Origin of the sequence: Actinomadura napierensis, from assembly GCF_039529375.1 — a bacterium.
Taxonomy (GTDB): domain Bacteria; phylum Actinomycetota; class Actinomycetes; order Streptosporangiales; family Streptosporangiaceae; genus Spirillospora; species Spirillospora napierensis.
In genome coordinates this window covers 79165-104778 of the sequence record NZ_BAAAMR010000011.1, presented here as the reverse complement: position 1 = coordinate 104778, position 25614 = coordinate 79165, and the positions used below count along the sequence as shown (strand labels likewise).

Here is a 25614-nt window from a genome sequence, read left to right as displayed (position 1 = left end):
GCCGAGGCGGCGGTCGCCGAGGTCGGTGACCGCCGCCGCCGCCGTGGCCGGTCAGCTGTGGGTGATCTTGACGATGACCTTGCCGTCCTTCGTCATGCGCGGGCGGAAGGTGAGGCCGTTGACGGTCGAGGACGAGCTGGAACCGGTCCAGGAGGCGTCCATCGAGGTGACCATCTTGCTGTCGCGGCCCTGCGCGGTGAAGATCACCCGCGGGCCCTCGGTGCGGACGTCGATGCCGTCCAGGCCGTACTTCGGGTCGAGCGGGATCGTCTGCCCGTTGGCGACCTCGACCTCGCAGTCGGCGTCGTGGCAGGCCTGCAGGTCCGTGCCGTCCTTCGCGGCGCTCTTCCTGCCCTTCGGCGCCTTGCCGGACGGGCTCGCCGACGGCGAGGGCGAGGCGGCGTCCGGCGAGGCGGCCGAGGCGCTCGGGGACGGTACGGGCTCCTCCGCTGCGGTGAGCCGGGCGTGCGTCTGCGCGGCGCAGCCGCCGACGGCGAGCGCGGCGACGGCGGTCGTGGTGATCAGGCCGAGAAACCTTGTCGACATCCTGTGGACTCCTGACGGTGACTTCTCTGTGCATGCCTATCGCTACCCAGAGTAGTCGATCAAGAATCCGCCGCCGCGCCGCGGGCCTGCTGTAGTGCCAGGTCAGGAGGCGGGCAGCTCGTCCACGATCATGGTCTGCAGCACGCGGCCGAACTCTCCGTCACCGTCGGCGAGCGTCGCCTCGCACAGCGCCCCGCCCTCCGGGGACACGCTCAGCGACGCGGCCATGCACAGCCACTCGCCGACCGGGTCGCGGTGCAGGGCGACGGTGAGGTCGGTGTTGACGATCAGCCACTTGGACACGTCGAGCTGGCTGCCGACCCCGGACGCGCTGTCGGCCACCACCAGGGCGCGCACCAGCGGCGTGTCCGGCTCGCCCGCGACCAGCGGGACGCGGGAGCGGGCCCAGGTCGTCCCCGGGCCCGGCTGGAAGAACGAGCCCTCGACGGGCCGCCACTCCATCGCGGACAGGTAGCCGTGCGTGTGCAGACCGGTCGTCGTGAACGCCTTGCGCGCGTCGGGGAGCGGCGGCGGGGCGGGCGCGTGCACCGTGCCGGGGACCTCCGCGGGCGCCCTGCGGATCCGCCAGGCGGTGGCCCGCACGACCGTCCGCCCTTCGTGGGCCATCTCGCCTTCGAGCAGCGCGATCCGGCGGCCCGGGCGGACGACCCGCGTGGTGATCTCCAGTTCGGCGACCGGGACGGGGGACAGGATCTCCATCGTGACCCGGGCGATCCGGGTGCCCGGCATCGGCTCGGTGCGCTCGAAGGCCCGCCCCATCAGTCCGGCGACAGGGCCGGCGTGCTGCAGCGACGGCGACCACGGGCCGGCCGTCGCGCGGGTGCTCGCGAACCGCTCGCCGCCCGCCCGCTCGCCGCCTGCCCCCTCGCCGGCCGCCCGGCCGGGGCCGAGCGGCTCGTAGAACGCCTCCGGGATGTCACCGTCCACCGCCGTGCTCCTCTCCGCGGACTCCGTCCTAGAACGGCATTCTAGAGCGTCAGCGGCAGAGCTTCTCGGTCGCGGTCCCGGTGTCCAGCGCCGCTTCCGACGCCGGCGACGCGCTCGGCGACGGCGAGGCGACCCTCACCTTCTCCACCCCGTCCCAGTCGCCGCCCACCATCACCTGCACCCGCGACCCCAGCGAGGCGACCTCCTTCAGCTTGGCGTTCGGGATCGCCGCCGCCAGGGTCTTCGCCGAGTCCTCGCGGCCCGGGCCGTACTGGATCTGCGTCCGCTGGAGCCCGCGCCGCGCGACGCCCGGCACGACCGTGACGTGGAAACCGTCCTTGGTCAGCTGCGAGCCCGCGCGCGTCGCCAGCCCCCGCGTGCCGATCGCGTTGAGGACGCGGACATGGATGTCGTCCGGCGGCACCGTCGGCCCGTCCGAGGCCGTCTTCGACGGCGACGCGCTCGGCTTCGGCGTCTTCTTCGGCTCGCTCAGCGGCTTGTCCTGCCGGATCCGGCCGAACAGGTCGTTCGCCTCCGCCTGGTCCCACTGGACGGTCGACTGCGGCGAAGGCGAGTTCCACAGCAGCGCGTTGTAGCCCGGATTGGCCAGCGGCACGTTCGCGAACGTCAGGCTGTCGGTGGACAGGTCCTTCATCTGGTCGGCCAGCTTCGGCAGGCCCTTGGCGAGGTCCGGGTCGACGCGCAGCGACTTCAGCGCCGCGTTCAGGAACTTCGTCGACTTCACCGGGTCGCTCAGCGTCTTCGACGACAGCGCCTGCTTCATCATCGACGCCATGAACCGCTGCTGCCGGTCGATCCGGCCGAGGTCGGTGCCGCCCGTCAGGGTGTAGCGGGCGCGGGCGAACCCGAGCGCCTTCAGGCCGTCCACGTGCGAGGTGCCGCGCGGCAGCTTCAGCCCGCTCTTCGGGTCGTCGATCGGCTGCTCGGTGCAGACGTCCACGCCGCCGAGCGCGTTCACCATGTTGACGAACCCGTAGAAGTTCACCTCGATGTAGTGGTCGATCGACACGCCGGTGGCGCGCTTGATCGTCGCCACCGTGAGGTCGGGCCCGCCGAACTGGTACGCCCACGTCAGCTTGCCCGGACGGGCCGGGACCTGCTGCCCCTTCGCCCCCTCCGACCCGTTCGACCTGTGCGCCGGGATCGTCACGTAGGAGTCGCGCGGCAGGCTCACGATCGACACCCGGTCGTGGTCGCGGGAGACGTGCACCAGTTCCATCGTGTCGGAGCGCTCGCCCGCGTCGTGGCCGAGCTTCGCCGCCTTCTGCTGCGCCCTCGTCAGCCCCTCGCGCCGGTCGACCCCGGCGACCAGGATCGTCATCGCGCCCTTCGGGCCGTCCTTGCCCTTGCCGAGCCCGCCGACGCGGACCTTGTCGATCGCGCCCGTCACGTAGTTCTGGAACGCCCACGCGCCGCCCGAGGTCAGCAGCACGAACGCCGACATCGTCCCGGTCAGGGTGAGGAACCGCTTCTGCCGGCGGGCGCTCATCGCCGCGCGCGGGCTGATCCGGCGGCCCGGGCGGCGCGGCCCGGGCGGGCCGTCCACCTTCACCCGCGGCGCGGGCATCCCCTCGATGGTGACGCCCTCGATGTCGCCGTCGTCGGCGGGGCCGTCCGCCGCCCCGCCCGCCGGGCGGGGCCGGAAGTAGCGCTCCAGCGGATCGGCGTCGCCGCGACCCGAGTCGTGCCCGTCTGCCATGCCGACGCCCGCCTCCCGAAAAGACCTCGTTCTCGCGTGGGTCCCCACCACTCTAAAGTGGGGAACACCCGTCCGTTCGCTACCTGGACGTCGTGTCCTTGCAGTAACGTGGCGCCGTCTTGACCACACCCCGGCGGCCCGCACGCAAACCTGGGTGGCGTGGGCTGCGTCAGACAAGCAAGCGAGAGAGAGGAAGGGGGGCCTCCCTCCGGTCGCGGCACCCCGTCGCCACGGCCGAGGTGCGCCCGCGAGCCCACATGAATCCGTCTCCCCACGCCCAGCACACGACCCGGCACGGAACGCGCAAGCGCACCGGCGGCGAGCGCACCTGGCCCGCGGTGTCGGTGGTCATGCCGGTCCTCAACGAGCAGCGCCACCTGACCGACTCCGTCCGGCGCATCATGTCCCAGGACTACCCCGGCGAGATGGAGCTCGTCCTCGCCGTCGGGCCGTCCCGCGACCGCACCGAGGAGATCGCCCGCGGGCTCGCCCGCGAGGACCCGCGCATCGTCGTGGTCGCCAACCCGACCGGACGCACCCCGCAGGGCCTCAACATCGCGATCAAGGCGTCCCAGTACTCGATCATCGTCCGGGTGGACGGGCACTCGCTGCTGCCGCCCGACTACGTCCGCGCCGCGGTCGAGACGATGGAGGAGACCGGCGCCGACAACGTCGGCGGGATCATGGCCGCCGAGGGCGTGACGCCGTTCGAGAAGGCCGTCGCCCGCGCCATGACGTCCCGGATCGGCGTCGGCAACGCCCGCTTCCACACCGGCGGCGAGGCCGGCGAGGTCGAGACGGTCTACCTCGGCACGTTCCGGCGCAGCGCGCTGGAGCGGGTCGGCGGCTACGACGAGACCTTCACCCGCGCCCAGGACTGGGAGATGAACCACCGCATCCGGCAGACCGGCGGGCGGATCTTCTTCACCCCGCGGATGCGCGTCACCTACCGCCCGCGGCCCAACCTGCGGGCCCTCGCCAAGCAGTACTTCCACACCGGGCGCTGGCGCCGCGTCGTCGGCCGCGAGCACCAGGGCACGCTCAACCTGCGCTACCTCGCGCCGCCGATCGCCGTGGTCGCGATGACCGCGGGCGTGGTCGCCGGGGCGTTCGGGTTCTGGCCCGGCTGGATCCTGCCCGCCGGGTACGCGGCCGCGATGGTCGGCGGCGCCGCCGTGGAGGGCCGCGGGCTGCCGCCGTCCGCCTGGATCCGGCTCCCGCTGGTCTTCGCGACCATGCACGTGACCTGGGGGATCGGGTTCCTGACCAGCCCGCCGCGGCTCGGCCAGCCGAACCCCGCCAAACCTGGCGATCCCATCGTGTAACGGCGGATTTCGGCCAACCTCCTGCGAACCCTGGTGCGTTTGCGCACGTCTGAGGGTTAGGTTCGACCTGATCGCACCCGCGAGGAGGTGGCCATGTCCAACGGCGCACGCCACGGCATAGGCGTGGTGGTGGGGATCATCGCGACCGCGGTGGTCTCGCTGTGCCTGACGGCCGGCACGTACAAGATGTCCCAGGCCTCCCGGTACGGCGCCTACAACTTCCGCAACTACCACGGAAGCCAGCTGTGGATCGGGGCCGCGCTCCTTCTCGCGGCCGCGGTCGTGCTCGGGCTCGTGGTGGGGTCCCGGCTCTCGCCGGTCGCCTCCCTGATCCCCGGCGTCGTCTTCACGGCGGTCGGCGTGCTCTGGATCGTCGACCCCACCTGGGCGGTGCGGAACACGGTGAAGGAGTCGTTGCCCCGCACGCCCACCTTGGGCTACATGAACGTCGCCACGCTCGGCGTGTTCTTCCTCCTCGGCGTGGCGCTGATCGCGGCGTCGGTGCCGCCGTCCCGGTGGCGGGCCCGTACCTCCGGCGCCCGAGCACCGCGCTACGGCGGGCCGCCGCCCGCTCCGGCGCCCCCGCCCGCTGCTGGCGCCCCGATGCCGATGGGCGCGCCTCAGGCGCCCGCACAGGACACCCCGTGGGGACGCCCGCCGCAGTACGGGCAGCAGCCGCCCGCGCAGCCGCAGTACGGGCCCGGGGCCCAGCCGAGCGGCGGCCGGTACGGGCAGGGCGCCGCACGGCCGCCCGCCCCGTCCGAGCCGCCCCCCGGCCAGCCGCGCTCGCCGTCGCGCCCCGCGTTCGGCGCCGTCCCGTTCGACGAAGAAGGCAAACCACCGGCGCAGGGCGGCGGCTCCGGCGAGGGCGTCGGCGAGTGGACGCAGATGTACGGCGGCGACGACCTCCGCGGCGACCGCTGACCCGTCAAGGCAGGTCGGGGTGGTGGTCCCTTGTCCGAGGAGTGCCCGGTCAGGCCAGGGCGGTGAGGACGCCGGGGACGTCGTTGACGACCATGGCGTCGACGCCCGCGGCCGCGTAGTCGGAGGCGCGGTCGGCGGCCGGGCACCAGGCGATCACGTCCAGGCCCGCCTGGTGCGCGACGTCCACGCAGTGGTCGAGCGGGCGCAGCCGGCCGTCGGGGTGCTCGAACCCGCACGAGCCGGTGTGCACGGCGATGGCCTGCAGGTTCAGGCCCGCCGCCGCCGGGACGGCATGCCACATCGGGAACCGCAGCCAGGTCAGCAGGCCCAGCGGGACGTCCGGCAGCTCGTCGCGCAGGAACACCAGCAGCGCCGGGTCGAACGAGGTGACCAGCAGCCGGCGCCGCCGCGCCTCGCGCTTCAGCACCGGCAGCAGCAGCGCGCCCGTCCGGCGGGACGGGGCGGCCACCGCGTCCTCCAGCACGGTCTTGACGTCGACGTCGACCGCGACGTCGGCGGGCAGCGCGTCGAAGATCTCGGTGAGCAGCGGCAGGCCGCTGGCGTCGGCCGGCATGTCCACGATGTGGTCGCCGCCCTCGACGGTCGGGTCGTGCCGCAGGACGAGGTGGTCGTCGGCGGTGCGGGTCACGTCGATCTCGACCCAGCCGAGGCCCGCGTCGACGGCCGCGAGCAGGGACGGCAGGGTGTTCTCCGCGACCGGCGGCGCGCCGCCGGGCGGCGTGCGGTCGCCCGAGCCGAGACCGCGGTGGCCGATGACGGCGGGGGACTTCTCGAAGATCAAGGCGGGTCCTCGGTGGCGAGATGCTCGGCGACGACGGCGTCGAGCGGCTGGGTGACCTTCAGGTTGCGCTCGCTGCCCTCGACCACGCGGATCGGAACGTCGGGCAGGTAGCGGTGGACGATCCCGCAGTCGTCGGTGGCGCGCAGCGCCGGATCGGCGAGCGCCAGCTCGTACGCCTTGCGGAGGGTGCCGAGCCGGAAGCCCTGCGGGGTCTGGAAGCGGCTCATGGTCTCGCGCGGCGGCATGGAGGCGACGACGCCGTCCTCGACCACCACGATCGTGTCCGGTGACGGCACGCCGACCGCGACGGCGTCGTGGCCGTCCAGCGCCGCCAGGACCCGGTCGATCACCGGGGCCTCCACGAACGGGCGCGCGGCGTCGTGGAACAGCACGCGGGCGTCGCCGGGGTGCTGCTCCAGGACGCGCAGCGCGGCGACCGTCGAGGCGGTGCGGGTGGCGCCGCCCTCGACCACGCCCGTCACGCTGCGGAACGGGGCGGCGATCACGCCGGCCTCGCGCAGGTGCCCGGCGGCCATCACCACCAGCACCTCGTCGATGCCGGGATGGGCGTCGAACGCGGCGACCGCGTGCGCCAGGATCGGGCGGCCGCCGACCTCGATGAGCTGCTTGGGGCGCCCCGCGCCCATGCGCTCGCCGAGCCCGCCGGCGAGCACCACCGCAACCGTCCGCGCCGCCATCTCTCCCTTTCACCGATCGGTCCCGGCCGTTCCTGCGACAGGCGGTCACCGAATCGCTACGCTGGGCAGTCATCCGTACGCTTCGATCCCGCCGGAGGCGCCGATGACCGGGGTCCGCCCGCGTCACCGGCCCGTCGGCCACAACGTACCGGAGGCGGCCGACGCCGTGGAGGAGAACCAGGCCACCCCGCAGGAGAGCGCGCAGCCCGAACGCGGGGACGGACTCGTCGCGGCGTACGCGGTCGGCGGGTACGCGCCCTACCTGGTGCGCTGGGCGGCCTCCCGCGGGATCGCGCCCGCGACGGTGTCGGCGATCTCGTGCAGTCTCGGCGCGCTCGCGGCCCTCTGGTTCTCCGCCGGCTCCCACGCCGGGATGGTCGCGGGCGCGGGGCTGCTGTACGCCTCGTTCGTCCTCGACTGCGTGGCCGGTACGGCCGGCGCGCCGTGGCCCGCCGCCGTCCTCTGCCTGGCCAAGGAAGCGGCCGTCTACGCGGGCCTGGCGGTCGGCGCCGGCGCGGAGGCGCCGGGAGGGCCCGGATTCCAGGGCAACGCGTGGGCGGCGGCCGTGGCCGCGCTGGCGCTGCTGTCGGTCCGGCACGCGGTGGACGCGGCGTACGCGTCGTCCCGGCACGGCCGCCGAACGCATCCCGGCGGCCCGCGCCAGGAGTTCGGGCGCCGCGCGCTGCGGGCGCTCGCGCTCCCGGACGGCGAGCGCTTCGCGCTGATCGCGGTGACCGCCGGGATCGCGGGCGCGCGGGTCACCTTCGAGGTCCTGCTGCTGTGGGGCTCGGCCGCGGCCGTGTTCGTCCTGGCCGGTCACGCGTGCGCGGCGCTCGCCCGGACGGTGCGCGCACCCGGGTCGGAGGCCCCGTGAACGGCGCCCCGCCGGACGCGGTCGGCGACCACCGCGACGACGGTCCCGTGTGCCTCGTTCTGGGCCGGACGGCGCGCGGCCGGCTCCCGCCGCTGCCCGCCGCGGTCGCGGCCGCCGGCGTCACCGCGCTGCTGCTCGCGGCCGGTATGCACGGCCCGCCGACGCCCGCGCTGCTGGCCCCGTTCGTGGTGGTCCTGCTCGCCGGTCCGTCCGCGGGCCACCCGCACGCCGGACGGCTGGACTGGCTCGTACCGCCCATAATCCGCGCGATCGAGTATGGTTACCTCGCCGTACTGGGGTTCGCGCAAGGAGTGACGGCACCGCTCGGCTACGTGCTGACGGCCGTCCTCGCGCTCCACCACTGCGACGCCGCGTACCGCTCCCGCCAGGGAGTCCGGCCGCGGGGGCTCGTCCTCCGCGCCGGCCTCGGCTGGGACGGCCGGATGCTCTGTGTGGCCTTCGCGGGCCTCTGCGGGCTCCTTCCGATCGCGTACGCTGCGCTGGCCGCCTACCTTGGTGTGCTGTTCGGCAGCGAGAGCGTCGTCACGTGGGCGCGGTCCGGTCGCGGCAGCGGCGTGATGGTCGACTGGGAGGAAGAACGAGCATGATCGGCATGGTGCTGGCGGCGGGCGCGGGCCGGAGGCTGCGGCCGTACACCGATACCCTCCCCAAGGCGCTCGTCCCGGTGGACGGTGAGACCACCATCCTGGACATCGCGCTCGGCAACCTCGCCGAGGTGGGGCTGACCGACGTGGTCATCGTCGTCGGCTACCGCGCGGGCGCCGTCGAGGAGCGCAAGGCCGCCCTCGAGGAGAGGTACGGCGTGTCCATCACGCTCGTCCACAACGACAAGGCCGAGGAGTGGAACAACGCCTACTCCATGTGGCTGGCTCGGGAGCACTTCTCCAAGGGCGTCCTCATGGTCAACGGCGACACGGTCCATCCGGTGGGCGTCGAGAAGACGCTACTGGCGAACCGGGGGCCGGACATCCTCCTGGCCGTGGACAACGTGAAAACACTCGCCGAAGAGGAGATGAAGGTCGTCCTCGACGAGGGCGAGCACCTCAAGACGATCACCAAGCTGATGGACCCGTCCACCGCCTACGGCGAGTACATCGGCGCGACCCTGATCGAGCCCGCCGCCGCGGAGCCGCTCGCCGACGCGCTGAAGGCGACCTGGGAGAGCGACCCCGACCAGTACTACGAGGACGGCTACCAGGAGCTGGTGAACCGGGGCGGCCGCATCGCGGTCGCGCCGATCGGCGAGGTGGACTGGGTCGAGGTCGACAACCACGACGACCTGGAGAAGGCCCGCCGGATCGCCAAGACCTACTGAGGCCGCCGGCGCCACACGCGGGACGACCCGAGCGAGGAGGCCCATGCCCCTGCTGACGCGGATGCTGAACGCGCCGCTCTCCATCGACGTGCGGCGCGGCGCCGTCGCCGCCCTCGGCGAGCTGCTGGCCGACCGGCGGATCGCCACCGAGGGACGGGTGGCCATCGCCGTCGGCCAAGGCCAGGGCGACCACATCGCCGAGCACGTCCGGCCGTCCCTGGCGGCCTGCGAGGTGTTCCGGGTCGAGGGCGGCACCGTCGACGCGGCCGTCGACCTGGCCGGCCGGCTGCGCGGCGGGCAGTACGAGGCCGTCGTCGGCATCGGCGGCGGCCGGACGATCGACGCGACCAAGTACGCGGCGACGCTGTCGGGCCTGCCGATGGTGTCGGTCGCCACGAACCTGTCGCACGACGGGATCTGCTCCCCGGTCGCCTCCCTGGAGCACGAGAAGGGCAAGGGCTCGTTCGGCGTGGTGATGCCGCTGGCGATGGTCGTCGACCTCGACTACGTGCACGCCGCGCCCGACCGGCTCGTCCGGGCCGGGATCGGCGACGTGGTGAGCAACTTCTCCGCGGTGGACGACTGGCTGCTGGCCGCCGACGAGTGCGGCGAGCGCGTCGACCGGATGGCGCTGACCGTCGCCCGCACCGCCGCCGAGGCGCTGCTGCACCAGCCGGGCTCGATCGAGTCCGACCGGTTCCTCACCGTCCTCGCCGAGGGGCTGGTGCTGTCGGGGATGGCGATGTCGTTCGCGGGCGACTCGCGTCCGGCGAGCGGCGGCGACCACGAGATCCTGCACGCCATCGACCGGCTCTACCCGGGGACGGCCAACCACGGCGAGCTGGCGGGCATCGGCGCGGCGTTCTGCTACCACCTGCGCGCGACCCGGCTCGACGGCCACGCGGGCGCCGGCGACACGGCCGCGGAGCGGCTCGCGGAGATCCTCACCTGCCTCGGCCGGCACGGGCTGCCGCGCTTCCCGGCCGACGTCGGCCTGACCGAGGACCAGTTCGCGGAGGCCGTGCTGTACGCCCCGCGCACCCGTCCCGGCCGCTATACGATCTTGGAACACCTCGGCCTCGACAAGGGCGAGACCCTCAAGGCGGTGCAAGAGTATGTCCAGGCCCATGGAGGCTGAGCTCCCCGGACCCCCCGCGGCCGGACCCGGTTCGCCGGACGCGGGCGACGCCCGTCCGCCGCGCAAGGCCGCGAAGGTCGCCGACATCCGCCGGTACGGGCAGCCGCCCGGCCTGAAGGACCGGCGCAACGAGGAGCACTGGGCGGGCCGCCTCTACATGCGCGACCTGTCCCCGTACTTCGGGTGGATCGCGCTGCGCCTCGGGTTCAGCCCGAACCAGCTGACCTACCTGATGATGCTGAGCGGCATCGCCGCCGGCGTCGTGGTGTCGCTGCCCGCGTCCGGCACGGGCGCGCTGTGGACGGCCCTCGGCGGCGCCGTCCTCATCCAGGTCTACCTGCTGCTCGACTGCGTGGACGGCGAGGTCGCCCGCTACCTGCGGCAGACGTCGATCACCGGGGTCTTCCTGGACCGCATCGGCCACTACCTGTCGGAGATCTCGCTGCTCATCGGGCTCGGCTTCGCCGCGCAGGGCGGCTGGAGGAACGGCGGGTGGGCCGAGCTCGGCCTCGGCGCCGCGCTCGGCGCCGCGCTGATCAAGGCGGAGACCGACAACGTCGTGGTGGCCCGCGCCAAGTCCGGGCTGCCCGCCGACCCCACCGGCGGCGACCGGGCGCTGCGGCCCCGCTCCACCGGCATCGCGCTGGCCCGGCAGGCCGCGTCCATGCTGCGCTTCCACCGCATCATCGGCGCCGTCGAGCTGTCGCTGCTGATCCTCGCCGCCGCCCTGATCGACACCCTGGCCGGCGCCGACACCCCCGTCGCGATCCGCGTGCTGATGGTCGCCGTCGCGCTCGTCGCGGTCGTCCAGACCCTGCTGCACCTGGTCAGCATCCTGGCCTCCCGGAGACTGAAGTGAAGCTGAGCGTCGTCGTCCTCACCATGGGCAACCGTCCGGACGAGCTGGCCCGCGCCGTCCGCAGCGCGCTGGAGCAGGAGCACGTGGACGTCGAGGTCGTGCTCGTCGGCAACGGCGTCGATCCCGTCGGCGGGCTCGCCGCCCCCGCCCCGTTCGACGACGAGCGCGTCAAGACGATCAGCCTGCCGAGCAACGTCGGCATCCCCGCGGGCCGCAACCGCGGCGTCGAGGCGTCCTGTGGCGACGTGATCCTGTTCCTCGACGACGACGGCTGGTACCGCTCCACCCGCCTCGGCACCTACCTGCGCGACCGGTTCGCCGCCGACCCCGAGCTCGGCGTCGTGTCGTTCCGGGTCCGCGATCCCGAGGGCGGGCGCGGCGAGCGCCGGCACGTCCCCCGGCTGCGCGCCGGCGACCCGGAGCGCTCGTCGGAGGCCACCACGTTCCTCGGCGGCGCCTGCGCGATCCGCCGCGCCGCGTTCGACGCGGGCGGCGGCCTCCCGGAGGACTTCTTCTACGCCCACGAGGAGACCGACCTCGCCTGGCAGATCCTCAACGCCGGCTACCACATCGTGTACGACGCGTCCGCGGTGATGTTCCACCCGGCCGTCCTGCCGACCCGGCACGACATGTTCTACCGGTACAACGCCCGCAACCGCGTCTGGCTGGCCCGCCGCAACCTCCCGTGGCCCCTCGCGCTCACCTACCTCGCGGTGTGGGTCGGCATGACGCTGCTGCGCGAGCGCAAGCCGAGCGCCCTCAAGCCGTGGTTCAAGGGCTTCCTGGAGGGCTGGCGCAAGCCCGCCGGGCCCCGCCGCCCCATCTCCTACCGCACCGCCTGGCGCATGACGCGGACGGGCCGTCCGCCGATCATCTGAGCGCCGACAGGATCAGGTGGGTCAGCTCCCTGGTGATGTCGTCCAGCGGGATGCCCTGGTCGCGGGCGGACCAGTGGTGGACGAGGTTGTTGACGGCGCCGATGATCGCGATGACGGTGAGGCGGTAGTCGCGGTCGGCGGCCTCGCCGCGCGCGACCGCCTCGCGGACCATCGCGAGCATCGTGTCCTCCCAGTCGGCGCGCCACCGCAGCCGGTGCCGTTCGAGGTCGGCGCTGACGCCGATGACCTCGACGAACGCGATGCGGGCCCAGCGCGGGTCGCTGGCGGTGACGTCGACGAACGCCCGCACCGCGCGCTCGGCGCGGACGGGCAGGGGGTCCGCGGCGGCCTCGGCGCAGGCGGCGTCGAGGGCCGCGCGGGCGCGCTCGTTGATGCCGCGGTGCAGCGCCGTGAGCAGTTCCTCGCGTCCGGAGAACTCCTCGTAGAAGTTCCGGGTGGACACGCTGGCGGTGGCGCAGAGCCGTTCGATGGAGGTCGCCGCGTAGCCGCGGGTCCCGAACAGTTCGAGGCCGGCGCCGAGCAGCCGCTCCCGCCGGTCGGCGCGGCGCTCCTCGGCGGAGCGGCCGCCGTAACTGCGTCGGGGGGCGGGGTTCCGGCCGCTCATCGATCTCCGTTCTGGCGGTGTCGGAAGGAGGCGACGCCAGCCTAACCGGGGGCGCGGCGCCGCGCCTCCCGCTCGTCGGGGCGGTGGCCGCGCGGAGGGCCGCCGGGGGCGCTCCCTGGTGAGGCGTCCGGTGGAACCGGAGAGATCCGGCCTGACGCGGACGGCGGCGCCGGCACCGGGCGGGAGTCCAGGTCCGGCCGCACCGTTGACAGGGATGATCGACTGATTTTGAATCGGCATTCGATCGCTCCCCATCCGAACGCCGCCGGCCGATGACCGACCGGCCGGCCCCCGATCCGAAGCCCCCCGCCCTTCCGCTGCCGCACGGCCCCGTGCCGTTTCCGGAGGCTGCCATGGAATCTGACCGAACGTCGGAACCTGACCGAACGTCCCCGGCGACGACCCGCCGCGTCTTCCTCGTCGCGGGCGGGACCGCCGTCTCCGCCATGCTCGTCGGGACCGCGCCGGCCGGCGCCGCCGAGGGCCCGGACCGCGCCGCCGAGGGCCCGGACGGCGCCGGCGCCCTGACCGCCGACCAGACGGCGGCCGTGCTGGCCGTCGCGCGGATAGGCGCGGTCTATCCCGTCCCGTTCCCGGACTACGGCGAGCCCGCCCCGGCCACCGCCCGGGCCACCGAGCACCGCCTGCGCGCCGCCGCCGCGAAGCCGGACGCCGCCCGGCTCGCGCTCGTGCGGACCGCCGCGGACGACCTCGTCGCCCGCGGCGCCCACCGCAAGAGCGGGGCGGCGCTGCTCGCCGACCTCGGCGCGGGCGCCGCCGACGCCACCCGCAGGAAACCGCTGACCGCGCTGACCGCGCTCGCGGTCGCCACGGTGTCCCGCCATTTCGATCCGGGCTCCGACGAGGCCGCTGACGGCTGGCTCGGCATGCTCGCCCGCCTGCACCGCAACGGAATCCGGCCGACGGTCCGCGGCTGAGCCGGACGAAGGGAGACCCATGACGTTCGACGCGCATTCGCCGGCGACGCTGGAACAGGCCAGGCGCGACCTCTTCGACCGACATTTCGACGACCCGAATTTCACCGGCTGCGCGATCGGCCGGCGGCGCAGGGCGGGGGCGGTGGTCGACGAGCCCGTCGTCGTCGCCATGGTCGCCAAGAAGCTGAGCGAGGGCTTCGTGTCCCGGCGCCGGCTGCTGCCGAAGACGATCGACGTGGACGGCGCGGCCGTCGGCGTGGACGTCGTCGAGGTGGGGCGCCTCGCCCGCCACGGCCGGGCCAGCGGCCCCATCCCCGACCGCCTGCGCCCGCCGCTGCAGGGCGGCGGGATCTCCAACACGCACGGCTCCGTGGCGGGGTCGATCGGCTGCTTCGTCCGCGACAACACCGACGGCACGATCAACATCCTGTCCTCCAACCACGTCGTCGGGCGGATGAGCGCCGGGTCGGCGGGGGAGACCGTCGCCCAGCCCGCCGCGGCCGACTCGGGTGGGACGGCGGAGACGGTCGCCAAGCTCAAGCGGTCCGTCGCGGTCAGCACGACCGCCACCGACAACCTCGTGGACGCGGCCATCGCGCAGCTCGACGACCAGAGCGCCTACGCCCAGGACGTGGCGCGGGGGCTGATGGCGCCGATCTCGGCGGGCCACCCGGTGGTCGGCATGGTGGTGGCGGGCGACGCGGGCACCAACTGCTTCCTCACGCCGATCGGGCACGTCCTGGAGAAACTGGACGTCAGCCTGCTGCCCGCGGGGCCGTCCTCGCCCTGCACGATCGCGCCGCAGATCGGGATGCACATCGAGAAGGTCGGGCGGGCCAGCGGCTACTCGTCCAGCACCGTGGACGCCCTCGCCGCCCAGGTGAAGATCGACTTTTCCGAGAAGGGCGACCGCAGCGACGTCCGGGTGCTGTCCGACCTCGTCTGGACCCAGGCGTTCAACCTGCCCGGCGACTCGGGGGCGATCGCCTGCCAGGGCGGCGACGGGATGACGTTCGTGGTGAAGCCCCGTGTCGACTGCCCGTTCCTCGGCGCGGTCGGCGGCTACTACGACCTCCCCCTCGTCGACGACAACCCGCTGACGACCAAGGCGCGGGACGAGTTCTTCTCGCAGAGCCTCACCGGGAACCTGCTGATCTCGGTGCTTTACCAGAACTCGCAGGTCGTCATCGACCGGCTGCAGGGCAAGACGGCGGATCCGGACACGCAGGCGTACGCGCGGGGCTACTACGACCAGTACCACGACCTCCTCGCCGGCGTGCTGGCCGACCCGGACTCGACGGTGACGGTCACCGACCAGAACCTCAACGACGTCCTGAACATCATCCTCGGGATGAGCGGGGCGTTCGGGGTGGGCGAGCCGGTCCTGACCGGGGACGAGACCAACGCGGCCCTGAACCTCTACGACGCGGTCCTGTCCCCGACGCTCGGCATGGACCGCGCGCAGATCCTGGACTACATGCAGCGGCAGGACGTCTACCAGCAGGTCATCGACCAGGCGTCGACCGTGCCGACGATCGAGGTGACCGGCCCCGTCTCGGCGGGCTGACGGTCCCCGCGCGGCACCTCGTTCCCGACTCTCTGAGGAATCCACCAGATGACAGTGCTCCCCCCTGCACGGGTCCTCCGGACGATCCTGCCCGTCGTCGCCTCGCTCTGCCTCGCGGCGCTCCTTCCCGTCCAGTCCGCGGCGGCGGACGGACCGCTGCCGAGCGACGTCCAGCGGACGTGCGCGTGGCCGCCGCCGCACGGCCGGTCCGCCTGCCTTGCGCTCAGGCGCACCGATGTCGGAGCGAAGGCCCGGGCGAACGGCATCGTGGGCGACGGATACGGGCCGGGTGAACTCCAGGACGCCTACAACCTGCCCTCGGGCGCGAACGGCAAGGGGCAGACGGTCGCGATCGTCGACGCCTACGACGATCCGAAGGCCGAGGCCGACCTCGCCGCCTACCGGTCCTTCTACGGGCTGCCGCCGTGCACCACCGCCAACGGCTGCTTCCGCAAGTACAACCAGCGCGGCGACACGAAGGACTACCCCGACCCCGACCGCGAGTGGTCCTCGGAGATCGCCCTCGACCTCGACATGGTGTCCGCGATCTGCCCGAACTGCCACATCGCGCTCGTCGAGGCGGACTCCAACGACAACGACGATCTCGCCGGCGCGGTGAGCACCGCCGCCACGACCTGGCTGACCGGAGCGAAGTACATCTCCAACAGCTACGGTTCGCCGGAGTCGTCGTCTTCGCCCGACCACAACGCCGACTACGTGGCCGAGGGCATCGCGGTGACGGCGTCAGCGGGCGACGGCGGCCTGGAGGTCGAGTTCCCCGCCGCCGACCCGTACGTGGTCGCGGTGGGCGGGACGTCCCTCCTCCCGGCCGCCAACGACCGGGGCTGGGACGAGATCACCTGGTCCGGGACGGGCTCGGGCTGCTCGGAGTACGAGGAGCCGAGACCGCTGTGGCAGCAGGACCCCGGCTGCTCGCACCGGATGGTCACCGACGTGTCGGCGGTCGCGGACCCCGAGACGGGCGTCGCCGTCTACGACACCTACGGCGCCACCGGGGGCTGGGGGGTCTACGGCGGTACCAGCGCGTCGTCTCCGATCATCGCGTCGGTGTACGCGCTGGCCGGCCCGCCCGCCTCGGACGGCACCGACCCGGCCTACTCCGTCTACAAGCACGCGGACCAGCTCAACGACATCGTGGCGGGCCGCAACTCATGGGACCCGTGCACCCCGTCCTACGCCTGCCAGGCCGGGCCGGGCTACGACGGGCCGACCGGGAACGGGACGCCCAACGGCATCGGCGCGTTCGTCGCCACGCCGGGCTACCCGTGGTGGCCCTGATCCCGCTTCGGCGGGCCGCTCGCTGCGCACCGGCCGACCACGGACGGACGGGTCAGGACTCGGCGGGGCGGACGACCGCGTCGAGGAACCGGCGCAGCAGGCGGTCCGCCGGTGACCCCGACACGGCGGCCAGGGCCGCCCGTGCGGCGTCCGCGGCGTCGCGGGCCGCCGCCACCGCGGACGCGATCGCGCCGGCGCCGCCCTCGCGGACGGCGGTGAGCCGCGCCGCGACCAGCGCCGCGCCGGAGATGTCGAGCCGGGTCCGCTCCCCGCGCAGCGCCAGGACGTCCTCGACGTGCAGGAACGCCCGCCCGCACTGGTGCCCGTACTCGCGCAGCGCGGCGACGGCGGGCGGGGCCGCGCCGCCGAACTGCGCGCCGATCCGCGCCGGGTACTCCAGCAGCGCGCCGAACACGCGCCCGCTGAGCGCCGCGGCGTCCGCGGCCGTCGCGGCGGCGAGCTGCTCGGCCCGCAGTTCGGCCAGCTCCGCGAGCCAGTCCGCGAACGACCGGGACGCCTCGGGCGCCGAGTCCGCGACGAGCCGGGACGCCTGCGCCATCAGGAAGTCGCCCGCGAGCACCGTCGAGGTGAGCGCCCAGTCGATGCCGCGTTCGGGCGGACGCTCGGGCGGCGTGCTGAGGAAGGCCAGCGCGCCGAGCGTCGCCAGCTCCACGGCGGCGGCGGTCGTGGCGCGGGCGGCGGCGGGCGGTGCGCCTCCCGACAGCAGCGCCGCGTAGAACGGGACGGCGGGACGCAGCCGGTCGTGCGACCGGACGTCACCGGCCAGCGCGATCCGGGCGAGGAACGGCCACTCCGCGCGGACCGTGGCGATGGAGACCTCGTCGCAGGCGACCAGGAACGGGGCCATCAGGGCGGCGTCGCGGCCGGCGGGGCCGAGGCGGTCCGCGCCCGCCAGGTCGGACAGTCCCTCCGGCAGCAGGACCGCGCGGCGCGCCTTGGCGAAGAACGGGTGGTCGTCCTCGGCGGCGGCGTCGAGGACCCGCCGGGTGAGGGAGTGGCGGCGCGACGCGTGCCGCGCCGTCTCGAAGTAGCCGACGAACGATCGCCGCAGCCGCCGCTCGTAGGCGCGGCCGGCCGCCTCCGGGTCGGCCCGGTGCGCCGCGACCGCCTCCGCGGCGAGCAGGCCGCTCTGGACGGCGTTGCTCAGGCCCTCCCCGGTGAACGGGTTGACCAGCCCGGCCGCGTCGCCGACGGGGAGCCCGGCCGCCGCCGCCACGCGGTCGGGGGAGAAGCCGACGCTGACCCGCCCGCGCGCCCGGGGGCCGGCCGGGGAGGCGCCGGCGAACCGGGGATCGGCGGCGAGATGGGCGTCGAGGTCCGCGTCGTCCAGCTCGTCCGCGCCGACGCGCAGCAGCAGGACCGTGGCGGTGTCCCCGGCTCCGGCCAGCGCCCACATCGCGGCGGGCGGCTCGTTCGGGTCGCCGGTCCGGGGCGGCGGGAGCGTCAGCGACGCCGGGGCGTCCAGCGCGGCCCCGGTGACGCGGCGGGCGTGGACGGCGCCGCCGGACGGCCCGTGCGCCGCGTCCGCCGCGCCCACGGCGATGATCGCGTGCCGGGCGAGGATCTCGGTGTCCCCGACGGTGGTGCGGTACCCGCCGGCGGCTACCGCCGTCACCGGCGCGGCCGTCCCGGTCAGGACCGTCGCGCCGCAGCCGGCGGCGGTGCCGCGGAGGAACGCGGTGAACGCGGCGCGGTCGTCGGTGGCGCCGCCGACGCCGTCGATCGTCCGGACGTGGTCGCCGGCGGCGCGCAGCTCCAGGGTCTCCACCGGACGGGTCGCGGTGAACGTCCCGCCGAGCTGCGCGACCGCGCGCAGCGTCGGGCCGCTGAGCAGCACGTCGTGGGCCGGGACCGGGGCGCCCGCGTCGACCAGGACGGTCGCGACGCCGCGCCGGGCGAGCAGCGCCGCGGCCGCCGCGCCGGCGGGGCCGGCTCCGACGACGACGGCCTCGACGTCGGGCGGCGCCGGCCGGCGGGTCATGGCCGGTCCTCCGCGGCGAGCGAGGTCATCCGGAGCAGTTCCTCCCGTACGGCGGGGTCGGGGACGTCCTCCAGGGCCGCGACCGCCCGGACCCGGTGGATCCCGGCGAGCGCGGCCGCCTCAGCGAGGCCCCCGTGCGCGCGCACGAGATCGCCGACGGCGGGCATGTCGGCGATGGAGAAGGCTGGCGAGAGCAGCAGCGCCGCCAGCTCGCCGGTCGTGTCGCGGGCGAGGGCGAACAGCGTCGGGGCGCCGAACAGCCCCAGCAGATGGTCGGTCCCGGCCGGCTTGTCCGAGCCGCCGGCGAAGTCCAGGCAGTCGTCCGCGATCTGGAAGGCGACTCCGAACTCCCTGCCGAAGCGCTCCACCCCCCGGACGACGGACGCGTCCGCGCCCGCCTCCAGGGCGCCGAGCGCGCAGCACAGGCCGAACAGGTCGCCGGTCTTGCGCTCGACCAGCTCGCGGTAGTCGGCGATCGGGAACGCGGTGTCGAAGGCGCGCTCCACGTCGAGGATCTCCCCGTACGACAGGTGCGCGGCGGCGCGGCTCGCCAGGGTCGCGGCGCCCCGGCCGAGGTCGGCGGCCTCCTGCCCGGCCAGCGCGAAGCACGCCAGGCCGGCCAGCGACGCCTGCGCGCTGCCGACCACCGTGTGGGCCGCCGGCCCGCCGCGCCGCGTCTCCGCCCGGTCCACGATGTCGTCGTGCAGCAGGGACGCGATGTGGAGCAGCTCCACGACCGCGCCGAGCCGCGCCACGCGCTCGGGATCGGCCGGACCGAGGAGCGCGCAGGCGGACACCAGCGCCGACCGCAGCCGTTTGCCGGGCCGCTCGACGAGTGCACGCGCGGACGCGGCCAGCGGCGCGGACAGGTCGGCGCACAGCGCGAGCAGCCGCCGCTCGACGGCGCGGGACCGCTCCTCGGGCGTCCTGTCCGCCGGCCTCCCGGCCGGTGGGGGGTGATTGTCGGACAGCGCCGCCTCCTCTCCGCGGCACCGACGGTACGCACGCCGGCGCCTCGCCGATATTAAAGCGGCGACGAAACTCTCGGACTACGCCCATGTGCGTCGCCCGAACGGTCCGGCTTCGCCTCACGGCGTCCGGACGGATCAGCGGGAGGCCGGGGTCGGGCGGAGGATCAGGGTGAGGAAGCCGAAGCTGTCGCGGTAGGTGTGCAGCCATTCGTCGCGGTGGGTGGCGGCCGCGTCGAGCGCCTGGGAGCGGGCCGGGTCGTCCGGGTTGTCCAGCGCCCATGACGCCAGGGCGCCCGTCCAGGACCATTCGTAGTCATCGAGTTCCCGGCGCGTGCTGATGTGCCCGTGGACGGGCGTCCAGCCGGCGGCGATGACGCGGTCCATGGTGGTCGGCAGGTCGTGGAATTCTCCGAGCATTTCCACGGCCTCCGGGGAGGGCTCGTGCTCCCAGAATCCGTCGCCGATCAGGACGCGGCCGCCGGGGGCCAGATGCCTTCGCGCCGTCGCCAGGGTTTCGAGCAGGCCGCCGAAGGCGTGGGCGGCGCCGACGCTGAGCACCAGGTCGAATGTGGGCGAGGCGGGGAATTCCGCGGCGTCTTGCTGGTGGAGGACGAGCCGATCGTGGACGCCGAGAGCTTGGGCGCTCTGGCGGGCGTGGGCCAGCGCGTTCTCGGCGATGTCGACGCCCTCGGCCCGCGCCCGGGGGTGCGCGGTCAAAGCGCGCAGGAGCCATTCCCCTCCACCGCAGCCGAGATCGAGTAGGCGCGCGTCGCCATGAGGGACGCCGTGTTCCAGCAGTTGCCGCACGGAGTCGTCGTCGAGCGGGGCCGCGATCGGATGGTGCGCGTGGGCGAGCCGGGAGATCTGTTCGCGATTCACCGCCGGAGCCTGACACGGGAGAACGCGGACCGCATCTGCTTTTCTCCGGGGTGCTAGCCGCCGAGGAGGGTGGTCTTCCAATCGGGGTCGGAGGTGAGGACGACCAGATGCTGGGTGGCTCGGGAGACGGCCACGTAGAGGACGCGGAGGCCGTTGGGGGACTGGGCGGCGACCGTTTCGGGGGCGGCGATGACGGCGGCGTCGAACTCCAGGCCCTTGGCCTCCAGGACGTCGAGGACCTGGACGCGCTCGGGCAGGCCGGCGGCGAGGCGGTCGCGGGCGGCCGGGTTCCACTGAGCGGACGCGATCTCGTGCGGGAGGGGGATGGTGCCCTCGTCGCGGCTCTCGGCCGGATGGAACGGGACGATGACGCCGATGGTGCCCTCGACCTGGGTGAGCAGGTCCTCGGCGGCCTCGCGGACGGCGGTGGCGAGGTCGGGTTCGGGCAGGACCCGGACGATGGGGGCGATGCCGGACGAGCGGACGGCGCGGGCCGGGCGGGCCTCCGGCAGGGCGCGGGCCAGCACCCGGGCGGACACGGCGGCGATCTCGGTGGAGTTGCGGTAGTTCGTCGTCAGCTCGTACTCGTACCGGGTGCGGCGCGGCGCGGGCTTGCGGCGGCGGCCCCGGGGCGACGACGGGCGCTCGCCGCCGAGCGCGGCCTCCATCGCCCGGCGCGCGGCGGCGAGGTCCTCCCAGGCGCTCTGCGCCGGGTCCTCGACGACGGTCCAGCTGGCCTGGCGGCCGCGGCGGCCGAGCATGCGCCACTGCATGGGGGACAGGTCCTGCGCCTCGTCCACGACGATGTGCGCGTACTCGGGGCGCTCGTCGGCCACGCCGTCGTCGACGCGGCGGGACCGTTCGAGCCGCTCCATCGACGTGGTCAGTTCCTGCATCTCCGGCTCCCAGTCGTCGTCCGCGACCTCCTCGCCGGTGAGGATGTTGACGCCGTCGACGACGAACGGGTCGTCGGGGCGGGCGCGGCGGCGCGCCGACGGGCGGGGCGGGGCGCCGAGGAGCGCGTCGGCCTCGTCCAGGAGGGCGACGTCCTGGTAGCTGAGCGGCGCCTCGCCGGACCAGGACGCGGCGAGCCGGGCGATGTCGTCGCCGTGCAGGTCGCGGCCGGCGGCGCGGCGCAGCCGGGCCGGGTCGGCGAGCGAGCGCAGCACGTCGAGGGGGCGGCGGATCGGCCAGAACGCGACGAGGAAGTCGGAGAACGAGCGCTGCTCGCGGACCCGGGCGTCGAACTGCTCGCGCGGGGTGCCGTTGCCGGCGGGACGGCCGGACTCGTCGTCGAGCGAGGCGAGGCCGTCGGCGGCGAGGATCGCGTTCCACAGGCCGGCCTCGGCGCCCTCCGCCTCGCGGGCGGCCTCGGGGCCGCCGACGTCGGTGAACCGTTCCCACAGGGCGTCCAGGAGCATCTCGGCGACCTGGCGGCGGGCGGCGTTGACGTTGCCGCGGCTGCGCCGGTGCACGTCGGTGCGGATGCGGTCGAGGCGGGCCCGGTCGAGGGACACCACGACGCCCTTGAACACCACGCGCAGCTCGTCGGGCGCGCCGGGCGCGTGGTCGGCGACGGCGCGCCGCAGCACGGACGCCATCGTCTCCGAGCCCTTCAGCGCGGCGAGCGCCGGCGTGTCGTGGACGGTCGCGGTGGCGCCGTCGACCAGGTCGCCGAGGGAGCGCAGCGTCGCCGAGCCCTCGCCGAGGGACGGCAGGACGCGCTCGATGTAGGCGGTGAACCGGCGGTTCGGGCCGATCACCAGCACGCCCCGGGAGCCGAACCGGCGCCGGTGCCGGAACAGCAGGTAGGCGACGCGGTGCAGCGCGACGGCGGTCTTGCCGGTGCCGGGGGCGCCGCGGACCAGGACGGTCCCGTCGGCGGGCGCGCGGATCACCTCGTCCTGCTCGCGCTGGATCGTGGCGACGATGTCGCGCATCGCGCCCTCGCGGGTGCGGGCGAGGGAGGCCAGGAACGCGCCGTCGCCGACGATCGTCATCCCGCCGGCGGCGTCCGGGTCGAGCAGGTCGTCCTCGAGGTCGACGACGGTGTGCCCGCGCGAGTGCAGGACGCGGCGGCGCACGACGCCGCGCGGGTCCTCCGGGGTGGCGCGGTAGAAGTCCTCGGCGGCGGGGGCGCGCCAGTCGATGACCAGGGAGTCGTGCTCGCTGGTGCGCACGCCGATCCGGCCGATGTACCGCACCTCGCCGGAGCCCTGCTCGCCGGAGCCCTGCTCGTCGGAAGCGAGGTCGAGCCGGCCGAACACCAGCCCGTCGTCGGCGATGTCGAGCGCCTGGGCGCGCAGGGCGGCCTGGTGGACCATCGCGTCCCGGTCCACCAGGGAGCCCTTGGTGCCGGCGAGCGACTGCCGGTAGCCCTCGCGGATCAGCGCCTGGGCGTCCGCGCGCATCTCCTCCAGCCGCGCGTAGGCGACGTCGACGTACCGCTGCTCGGCGGCGATCTCACGGTCCTTGACCGTGCCGCCGGATCCGGTCGGCCGCCCGGTGACCTGGGACGACATGCAGGCTGCTCCTCGCGCTCCGCTCGCCGGGGACGGCCCCCGGCACCCTAAGGGGCGAAAGAGACAAGCCTATGCGCTCCCTCCGACGTTCAGCGCGGCCCGGCCGCCCGCGCGAGGGCGCGGCGCAGCGGCCCCGGAGCGCCGCCGGGCGCGACGCGGACGTGCCCGGGGCGTGCCAGGGAGCGGTCGATCTCGTCCAGGACGAGCCGGCCGGGGACGCCGGCGGCCGGGCTCGCGCACCGGAACGCGACGCCGCGTCCGCGCTGCTCGTCCGCGAGGGCGTCGATGTAGGCGCAGGCCGCCGCGGCGGTGGCGGACGAGGCCGGCGACGAGGCGGGCGGGGCGATGACGATCACCTCGCCGGCGCCGCGCTCCAGCATCCCGGGCAGCACCGCGCGCACGACGTTGACGGCGCCGAGGAACCCGCCGCGTATCGCCTCGTCGGCGGACGCGCCGGGCGTGTCGGGCCCGGGAGCGACGACGAGCCGGTGCACGGCGCCCGTCATGCCCAGGATGTCGGCGATGGCCTGGGGATCGGTGACGTCGCACGTCCGGACGTGGGTGTTCGGCGAGCGGAAGGCCGTGGCCGCGAGCCCGTCCTCGTCCCTGTCCACGGCGACGACGTCCCATGCCGCCGCGGCGAGCCGTTGCGCCGCGAGCGCGCCGACGCCGTGCGCCGCGCCGGTGACCAGTGCCGTGCGCCTCACGCGAACACCTCCTCGGCCGGGTCGAAGCTCATCGCCAAGTGCCCGACCGTGGAGCTGCTCAGCGCGCGCGCCCGGTCCAGCCCCAGGCTCCGCAGTTCCTCGGCCACCGGGTGGTCGCCCAGGGTGACCTTGGCGCCGCCCGGGCGCATCCGGACATCGGACGGCGTGAGCGTCCACGGCGTCCGGCGGGTGACGCCGTCCAGGCACGAGTACGCGTCCACCTTGGGCGCTCCGGCGCCGCCCGGCATCGGCGCGCCCGGCCTGACGGCGATCTCGATCGCGGTGCGGCCGCCGAACCGGACCGCGCAGCGCTTCACGCGCCCGGCGAGGTCCATCGGGATGTCGGCGATCTCCTTGGGGAAGCCCCAGATGCTCCGCCCGCACTCCAGGGTGAACTCCTGGTTGACGGGCAGCCAGTGGATGAACGCCCCCACGTCCCGCATGCCGCGCAGGCGCCCGAGCGCGCCGGCGGGGGACGGCGTCCCGGGCGGGCGGACCAGGAAGGCGACGGCGAACTCGTGGTACGGCCCGAGGTCCCCGTCGGCGTACCGGATGAACGCCAGCGAGCAGATCGCCTTCCCCGCCAGCGGCTCGGCGATCTCCAGGCCGGTGTAGGCGATGACGGCCTGCGCGGCGGCGGCCGGTACGGCGAACATGGCCGAGGCGACGGCGGCGTCCCGGATCTGCACCGGAAGCGCGACCTCGTGCCCCTGGATCGGGTGGACTTGCGCGGCAGTTGTCACACCGATAAGTAGAACAGGTTCTCGTTTTGCTGCCAAGGCTCGGCCCGGCACCGATCGGTCACACCGCCGCGCCGCCGGCACCGCCCGTGTTGGGACCCGTCCCGGGGCCCGCCTCCAGGCCCCCCTTGATCCGGCCGAGCGTGGCGCGCATGCCCGCCCGGTTGATCCGCGCGCGCTCCTCGGCCGGGACGCCCGTGAACACCTTCCCGAGCAGCGAGACGAACCCGGCGCCGCGGGTGTCGCGGCGCAGGTCCTCCCAGTACTCGGTGAGCCGCGTCCGCGGCCCGCCCTCGCCGCCGACGTCCTCGATCCGGTAGCCCCACAGCGCCACCGGGACGCCGAAGCTGGACACCCGGAACGCGAACGCCTCGCCCGGGACCGCGACCGTCACCCGGCAGTTGGTGAACCAGACCCGCCACCCGAGCCGGTTGAACCCGACGAACCTCGTCCCCGGCCTGATCGCGCGCCCCCGGACCCACGCCGCGAAGACCTCCGGGCTCCACTCGCCCATCCGCCGCGGGTCGGCGACGGCGCCGTACACCGCCCGCGTCCCGGCCTCGATCGCGACGCTCTCCTCCACCACCCATTCGCGTTCCATGGGCCCGATCATCCCACCTGATGACCGCCCGGTCACTAGGCGGGCTAGCGCAGGTGCGCGAAGGCCTCGCGCCACCGCGCGTACCAGGCGGCGAACCACGGGTGCGGCTCGGCCAGCGGGATGATGTACGTGCACGTCTCGGCGTAGTAGCGGCGCTGGAAGTCCAGCGGCATCTGGTCGAGCCGCTGGACGTTGCTGACGCGGTCGGCGAGCTTCACCACGATCGCCTCCGGCGGGGCGTCGCGCAGCCGGCGCAGGTAGGCCGACTTCGCGGCGCGCTTGGCCTGCCGCCCGCCGCCGGCCACCGGCGGCTTGGTGACCCAGTCGACCAGCTCGGTCACCTCGGGGCCGAACCCGGCCTCCACATCGGCGAGCGTGGCCGGGGTGTCCTCGACCACGTCGTGCAGCAGCGCGGCGGACAGCACCGCCGGCTCGGTGACACCGGCGCCGCGGACCAGGACTTCGAGGGCCTCCATCAGATGCTCGACGTAAGGGACGCCGGTCGGGCGCTGCTGGTCGCCGTGCCACCGCCGGGCCGCGTCCGCCGCCCTCCCCACCCCGGCGAGGTCGGCGCGGGCGCCGTCGCCGGACGACTCCAGGTCCGCGCGGGCCGCGTCCCAGGTGCGCCAGTGGGTGAAGACCTCCACCGTTCCTCCGCTCTGATCTGGCCCGGCCGTGTCGCGCGGGCGGGCGGGACACGGCAAGGTGGGGGTTC

25 protein-coding genes are annotated in these 25614 nt (G+C 74.6%); 11 read left to right on the top strand and 14 right to left on the bottom strand.

The window, feature by feature from the left end; all coding sequences use genetic code 11:
- Window positions 1–51 precede the first annotated feature (51 nt).
- The 3 genes from ABD296_RS09220 to ABD296_RS09210 all read right to left on the bottom strand — a co-directional run bounded on the left by ABD296_RS09220 (window position 52) and on the right by ABD296_RS09210 (window position 3214).
- On the bottom strand, window positions 52–546 hold the full coding sequence (locus ABD296_RS09220) for a hypothetical protein (protein WP_344263622.1): 495 nt from the start codon (window positions 544–546) through the stop codon (window positions 52–54).
- A 102-nt stretch (window positions 547–648) separates the two neighbouring features.
- Window positions 649–1494, bottom strand: a complete 846-nt coding sequence (locus ABD296_RS09215; protein WP_344263620.1) for a thioesterase family protein — start codon at window positions 1492–1494, stop codon at window positions 649–651.
- A 49-nt stretch (window positions 1495–1543) separates the two neighbouring features.
- The gene (locus ABD296_RS09210) at window positions 1544–3214 is read right to left on the bottom strand and encodes an LCP family protein (RefSeq protein WP_344263618.1); all 1671 of its coding nucleotides are present in this window, start codon (window positions 3212–3214) and stop codon (window positions 1544–1546) included.
- 257 nt (window positions 3215–3471) lie between these two features.
- On the opposite strand from ABD296_RS09210, the gene ABD296_RS09205 reads away from it, so the two are divergent.
- Both ABD296_RS09205 and ABD296_RS09200 read left to right on the top strand, forming a co-directional pair.
- The gene (locus ABD296_RS09205) at window positions 3472–4539 is read left to right on the top strand and encodes a glycosyltransferase family 2 protein (protein ID WP_344263616.1); all 1068 of its coding nucleotides are present in this window, start codon (window positions 3472–3474) and stop codon (window positions 4537–4539) included.
- A gap of 93 nt (window positions 4540–4632) precedes the next feature.
- Entirely contained in the window at window positions 4633–5463 is an 831-nt protein-coding gene (locus tag ABD296_RS09200; protein ID WP_344263614.1) for a hypothetical protein, read from the top strand.
- A 49-nt stretch (window positions 5464–5512) separates the two neighbouring features.
- Here ABD296_RS09200 and ABD296_RS09195 read toward each other — a convergent pair whose 3' ends face one another.
- The gene (locus ABD296_RS09195) at window positions 5513–6265 is read right to left on the bottom strand and encodes a glycerophosphodiester phosphodiesterase (protein WP_344263612.1); all 753 of its coding nucleotides are present in this window, start codon (window positions 6263–6265) and stop codon (window positions 5513–5515) included.
- Window positions 6262–6963 (bottom strand): 2-C-methyl-D-erythritol 4-phosphate cytidylyltransferase, encoded by a 702-nt coding sequence (gene ispD / locus ABD296_RS09190; RefSeq protein WP_344263610.1) that lies wholly within the window; start codon window positions 6961–6963, stop codon window positions 6262–6264. The genes ABD296_RS09195 and ispD overlap by 4 nt, the downstream gene beginning before the upstream one ends.
- Before the next feature lie 103 nt (window positions 6964–7066).
- Here ispD and ABD296_RS09185 point away from each other — a divergent pair, with 103 nt between their 5' ends.
- From ABD296_RS09185 to ABD296_RS09160, 6 genes are all read left to right on the top strand, one after another.
- The gene (locus tag ABD296_RS09185; protein WP_344263608.1) at window positions 7067–7837 is read left to right on the top strand and encodes a hypothetical protein; all 771 of its coding nucleotides are present in this window, start codon (window positions 7067–7069) and stop codon (window positions 7835–7837) included.
- Window positions 7834–8445 (top strand): DUF5941 domain-containing protein, encoded by a 612-nt coding sequence (locus ABD296_RS09180; protein ID WP_344263606.1) that lies wholly within the window; start codon window positions 7834–7836, stop codon window positions 8443–8445. Before ABD296_RS09185 ends, ABD296_RS09180 begins: the two co-directional genes overlap by 4 nt.
- Window positions 8442–9173, top strand: coding sequence for a phosphocholine cytidylyltransferase family protein (locus ABD296_RS09175; protein WP_344263604.1), 732 nt, complete (start codon window positions 8442–8444; stop codon window positions 9171–9173). The genes ABD296_RS09180 and ABD296_RS09175 overlap by 4 nt, the downstream gene beginning before the upstream one ends.
- A gap of 61 nt (window positions 9174–9234) precedes the next feature.
- A complete protein-coding gene (locus tag ABD296_RS09170) occupies window positions 9235–10311 on the top strand; it encodes an iron-containing alcohol dehydrogenase family protein (RefSeq protein WP_344263689.1) in 1077 nt (358 codons plus the stop codon).
- Window positions 10301–11170: a CDP-alcohol phosphatidyltransferase family protein gene (locus ABD296_RS09165; protein WP_344263602.1), complete on the top strand. Its 870-nt coding sequence runs from the start codon at window positions 10301–10303 to the stop codon at window positions 11168–11170. The genes ABD296_RS09170 and ABD296_RS09165 overlap by 11 nt, the downstream gene beginning before the upstream one ends.
- Before the next feature lie 23 nt (window positions 11171–11193).
- Window positions 11194–12048 (top strand): glycosyltransferase family 2 protein, encoded by an 855-nt coding sequence (locus ABD296_RS09160; RefSeq protein ID WP_407061458.1) that lies wholly within the window; start codon window positions 11194–11196, stop codon window positions 12046–12048.
- Here the strand turns inward: ABD296_RS09160 and ABD296_RS09155 are convergent.
- Entirely contained in the window at window positions 12041–12673 is a 633-nt protein-coding gene (locus ABD296_RS09155; protein ID WP_344263598.1) for a TetR/AcrR family transcriptional regulator, read from the bottom strand. The two genes, ABD296_RS09160 and ABD296_RS09155, sit on opposite strands and share 8 nt — an antisense overlap.
- Window positions 12674–13026: 353 nt before the next feature.
- Here ABD296_RS09155 and ABD296_RS09150 point away from each other — a divergent pair, with 353 nt between their 5' ends.
- Genes ABD296_RS09150 through ABD296_RS09140 form a run of 3 tightly spaced genes read left to right on the top strand, consistent with a single transcriptional unit; the run spans window position 13027 to window position 16477 of the window.
- Window positions 13027–13611 (top strand): hypothetical protein, encoded by a 585-nt coding sequence (locus tag ABD296_RS09150; protein WP_344263596.1) that lies wholly within the window; start codon window positions 13027–13029, stop codon window positions 13609–13611.
- Between the two features lie 19 nt (window positions 13612–13630).
- Complete coding sequence (locus ABD296_RS09145) at window positions 13631–15178, top strand: hypothetical protein (RefSeq protein ID WP_344263594.1); 1548 nt, start codon at window positions 13631–13633, stop codon at window positions 15176–15178.
- 48 nt (window positions 15179–15226) lie between these two features.
- Window positions 15227–16477: a S53 family peptidase gene (locus ABD296_RS09140; protein WP_344263592.1), complete on the top strand. Its 1251-nt coding sequence runs from the start codon at window positions 15227–15229 to the stop codon at window positions 16475–16477.
- Between the two features lie 52 nt (window positions 16478–16529).
- Here the strand turns inward: ABD296_RS09140 and ABD296_RS09135 are convergent, their stop codons facing one another.
- The 8 genes from ABD296_RS09135 to ABD296_RS09100 form a co-directional block, all read right to left on the bottom strand.
- Window positions 16530–18479 (bottom strand): FAD-dependent monooxygenase, encoded by a 1950-nt coding sequence (locus ABD296_RS09135; protein WP_344263590.1) that lies wholly within the window; start codon window positions 18477–18479, stop codon window positions 16530–16532.
- Entirely contained in the window at window positions 18476–19450 is a 975-nt protein-coding gene (locus tag ABD296_RS09130; RefSeq protein ID WP_407061457.1) for a polyprenyl synthetase family protein, read from the bottom strand. Before ABD296_RS09130 ends, ABD296_RS09135 begins: the two co-directional genes overlap by 4 nt.
- A 135-nt stretch (window positions 19451–19585) precedes the next feature.
- Window positions 19586–20329: an SAM-dependent methyltransferase gene (locus tag ABD296_RS09125; RefSeq protein WP_344263588.1), complete on the bottom strand. Its 744-nt coding sequence runs from the start codon at window positions 20327–20329 to the stop codon at window positions 19586–19588.
- 53 nt (window positions 20330–20382) lie between these two features.
- Entirely contained in the window at window positions 20383–22851 is a 2469-nt protein-coding gene (locus ABD296_RS09120) for a HelD family protein (protein ID WP_344263586.1), read from the bottom strand.
- Between the two features lie 89 nt (window positions 22852–22940).
- Window positions 22941–23558 (bottom strand): SDR family NAD(P)-dependent oxidoreductase, encoded by a 618-nt coding sequence (locus ABD296_RS09115; RefSeq protein WP_344263584.1) that lies wholly within the window; start codon window positions 23556–23558, stop codon window positions 22941–22943.
- Entirely contained in the window at window positions 23555–24301 is a 747-nt protein-coding gene (locus tag ABD296_RS09110; RefSeq protein ID WP_344263582.1) for an acetoacetate decarboxylase family protein, read from the bottom strand. The genes ABD296_RS09115 and ABD296_RS09110 overlap by 4 nt, the downstream gene beginning before the upstream one ends.
- Before the next feature lie 58 nt (window positions 24302–24359).
- Entirely contained in the window at window positions 24360–24899 is a 540-nt protein-coding gene (locus ABD296_RS09105; RefSeq protein ID WP_344263580.1) for an SRPBCC family protein, read from the bottom strand.
- Between the two features lie 44 nt (window positions 24900–24943).
- Window positions 24944–25546 carry an HD domain-containing protein gene (locus ABD296_RS09100; RefSeq protein WP_344263578.1) on the bottom strand — a complete coding sequence of 201 codons (603 nt, stop codon included), beginning with the start codon at window positions 25544–25546 and terminating at the stop codon, window positions 24944–24946.
- Window positions 25547–25614: the final 68 nt, after the last annotated feature.

Coding starts and splice junctions, on each gene's coding strand:
- ABD296_RS09220 (WP_344263622.1), bottom strand. CDS start 546: ATGTCGACAAGGTTTCTCGGCCTGATCACCACGACCGCCGTCGCCGCG.
- ABD296_RS09210 (WP_344263618.1), bottom strand. CDS start 3,214: ATGGCAGACGGGCACGACTCGGGTCGCGGCGACGCCGATCCGCTGGAG.
- ABD296_RS09205 (WP_344263616.1), top strand. CDS start 3,472: ATGAATCCGTCTCCCCACGCCCAGCACACGACCCGGCACGGAACGCGC.
- ABD296_RS09200 (WP_344263614.1), top strand. CDS start 4,633: ATGTCCAACGGCGCACGCCACGGCATAGGCGTGGTGGTGGGGATCATC.
- ispD (WP_344263610.1), bottom strand. CDS start 6,963: ATGGCGGCGCGGACGGTTGCGGTGGTGCTCGCCGGCGGGCTCGGCGAG.
- ABD296_RS09185 (WP_344263608.1), top strand. CDS start 7,067: ATGACCGGGGTCCGCCCGCGTCACCGGCCCGTCGGCCACAACGTACCG.
- ABD296_RS09175 (WP_344263604.1), top strand. CDS start 8,442: ATGATCGGCATGGTGCTGGCGGCGGGCGCGGGCCGGAGGCTGCGGCCG.
- ABD296_RS09170 (WP_344263689.1), top strand. CDS start 9,235: ATGCTGAACGCGCCGCTCTCCATCGACGTGCGGCGCGGCGCCGTCGCC.
- ABD296_RS09165 (WP_344263602.1), top strand. CDS start 10,301: ATGGAGGCTGAGCTCCCCGGACCCCCCGCGGCCGGACCCGGTTCGCCG.
- ABD296_RS09160 (WP_407061458.1), top strand. CDS start 11,194: ATGGGCAACCGTCCGGACGAGCTGGCCCGCGCCGTCCGCAGCGCGCTG.
- ABD296_RS09155 (WP_344263598.1), bottom strand. CDS start 12,673: ATGAGCGGCCGGAACCCCGCCCCCCGACGCAGTTACGGCGGCCGCTCC.
- ABD296_RS09150 (WP_344263596.1), top strand. CDS start 13,027: ATGGAATCTGACCGAACGTCGGAACCTGACCGAACGTCCCCGGCGACG.
- ABD296_RS09145 (WP_344263594.1), top strand. CDS start 13,631: ATGACGTTCGACGCGCATTCGCCGGCGACGCTGGAACAGGCCAGGCGC.
- ABD296_RS09140 (WP_344263592.1), top strand. CDS start 15,227: ATGACAGTGCTCCCCCCTGCACGGGTCCTCCGGACGATCCTGCCCGTC.
- ABD296_RS09135 (WP_344263590.1), bottom strand. CDS start 18,479: ATGACCCGCCGGCCGGCGCCGCCCGACGTCGAGGCCGTCGTCGTCGGA.
- ABD296_RS09120 (WP_344263586.1), bottom strand. CDS start 22,851: ATGTCGTCCCAGGTCACCGGGCGGCCGACCGGATCCGGCGGCACGGTC.
- ABD296_RS09105 (WP_344263580.1), bottom strand. CDS start 24,899: ATGGAACGCGAATGGGTGGTGGAGGAGAGCGTCGCGATCGAGGCCGGG.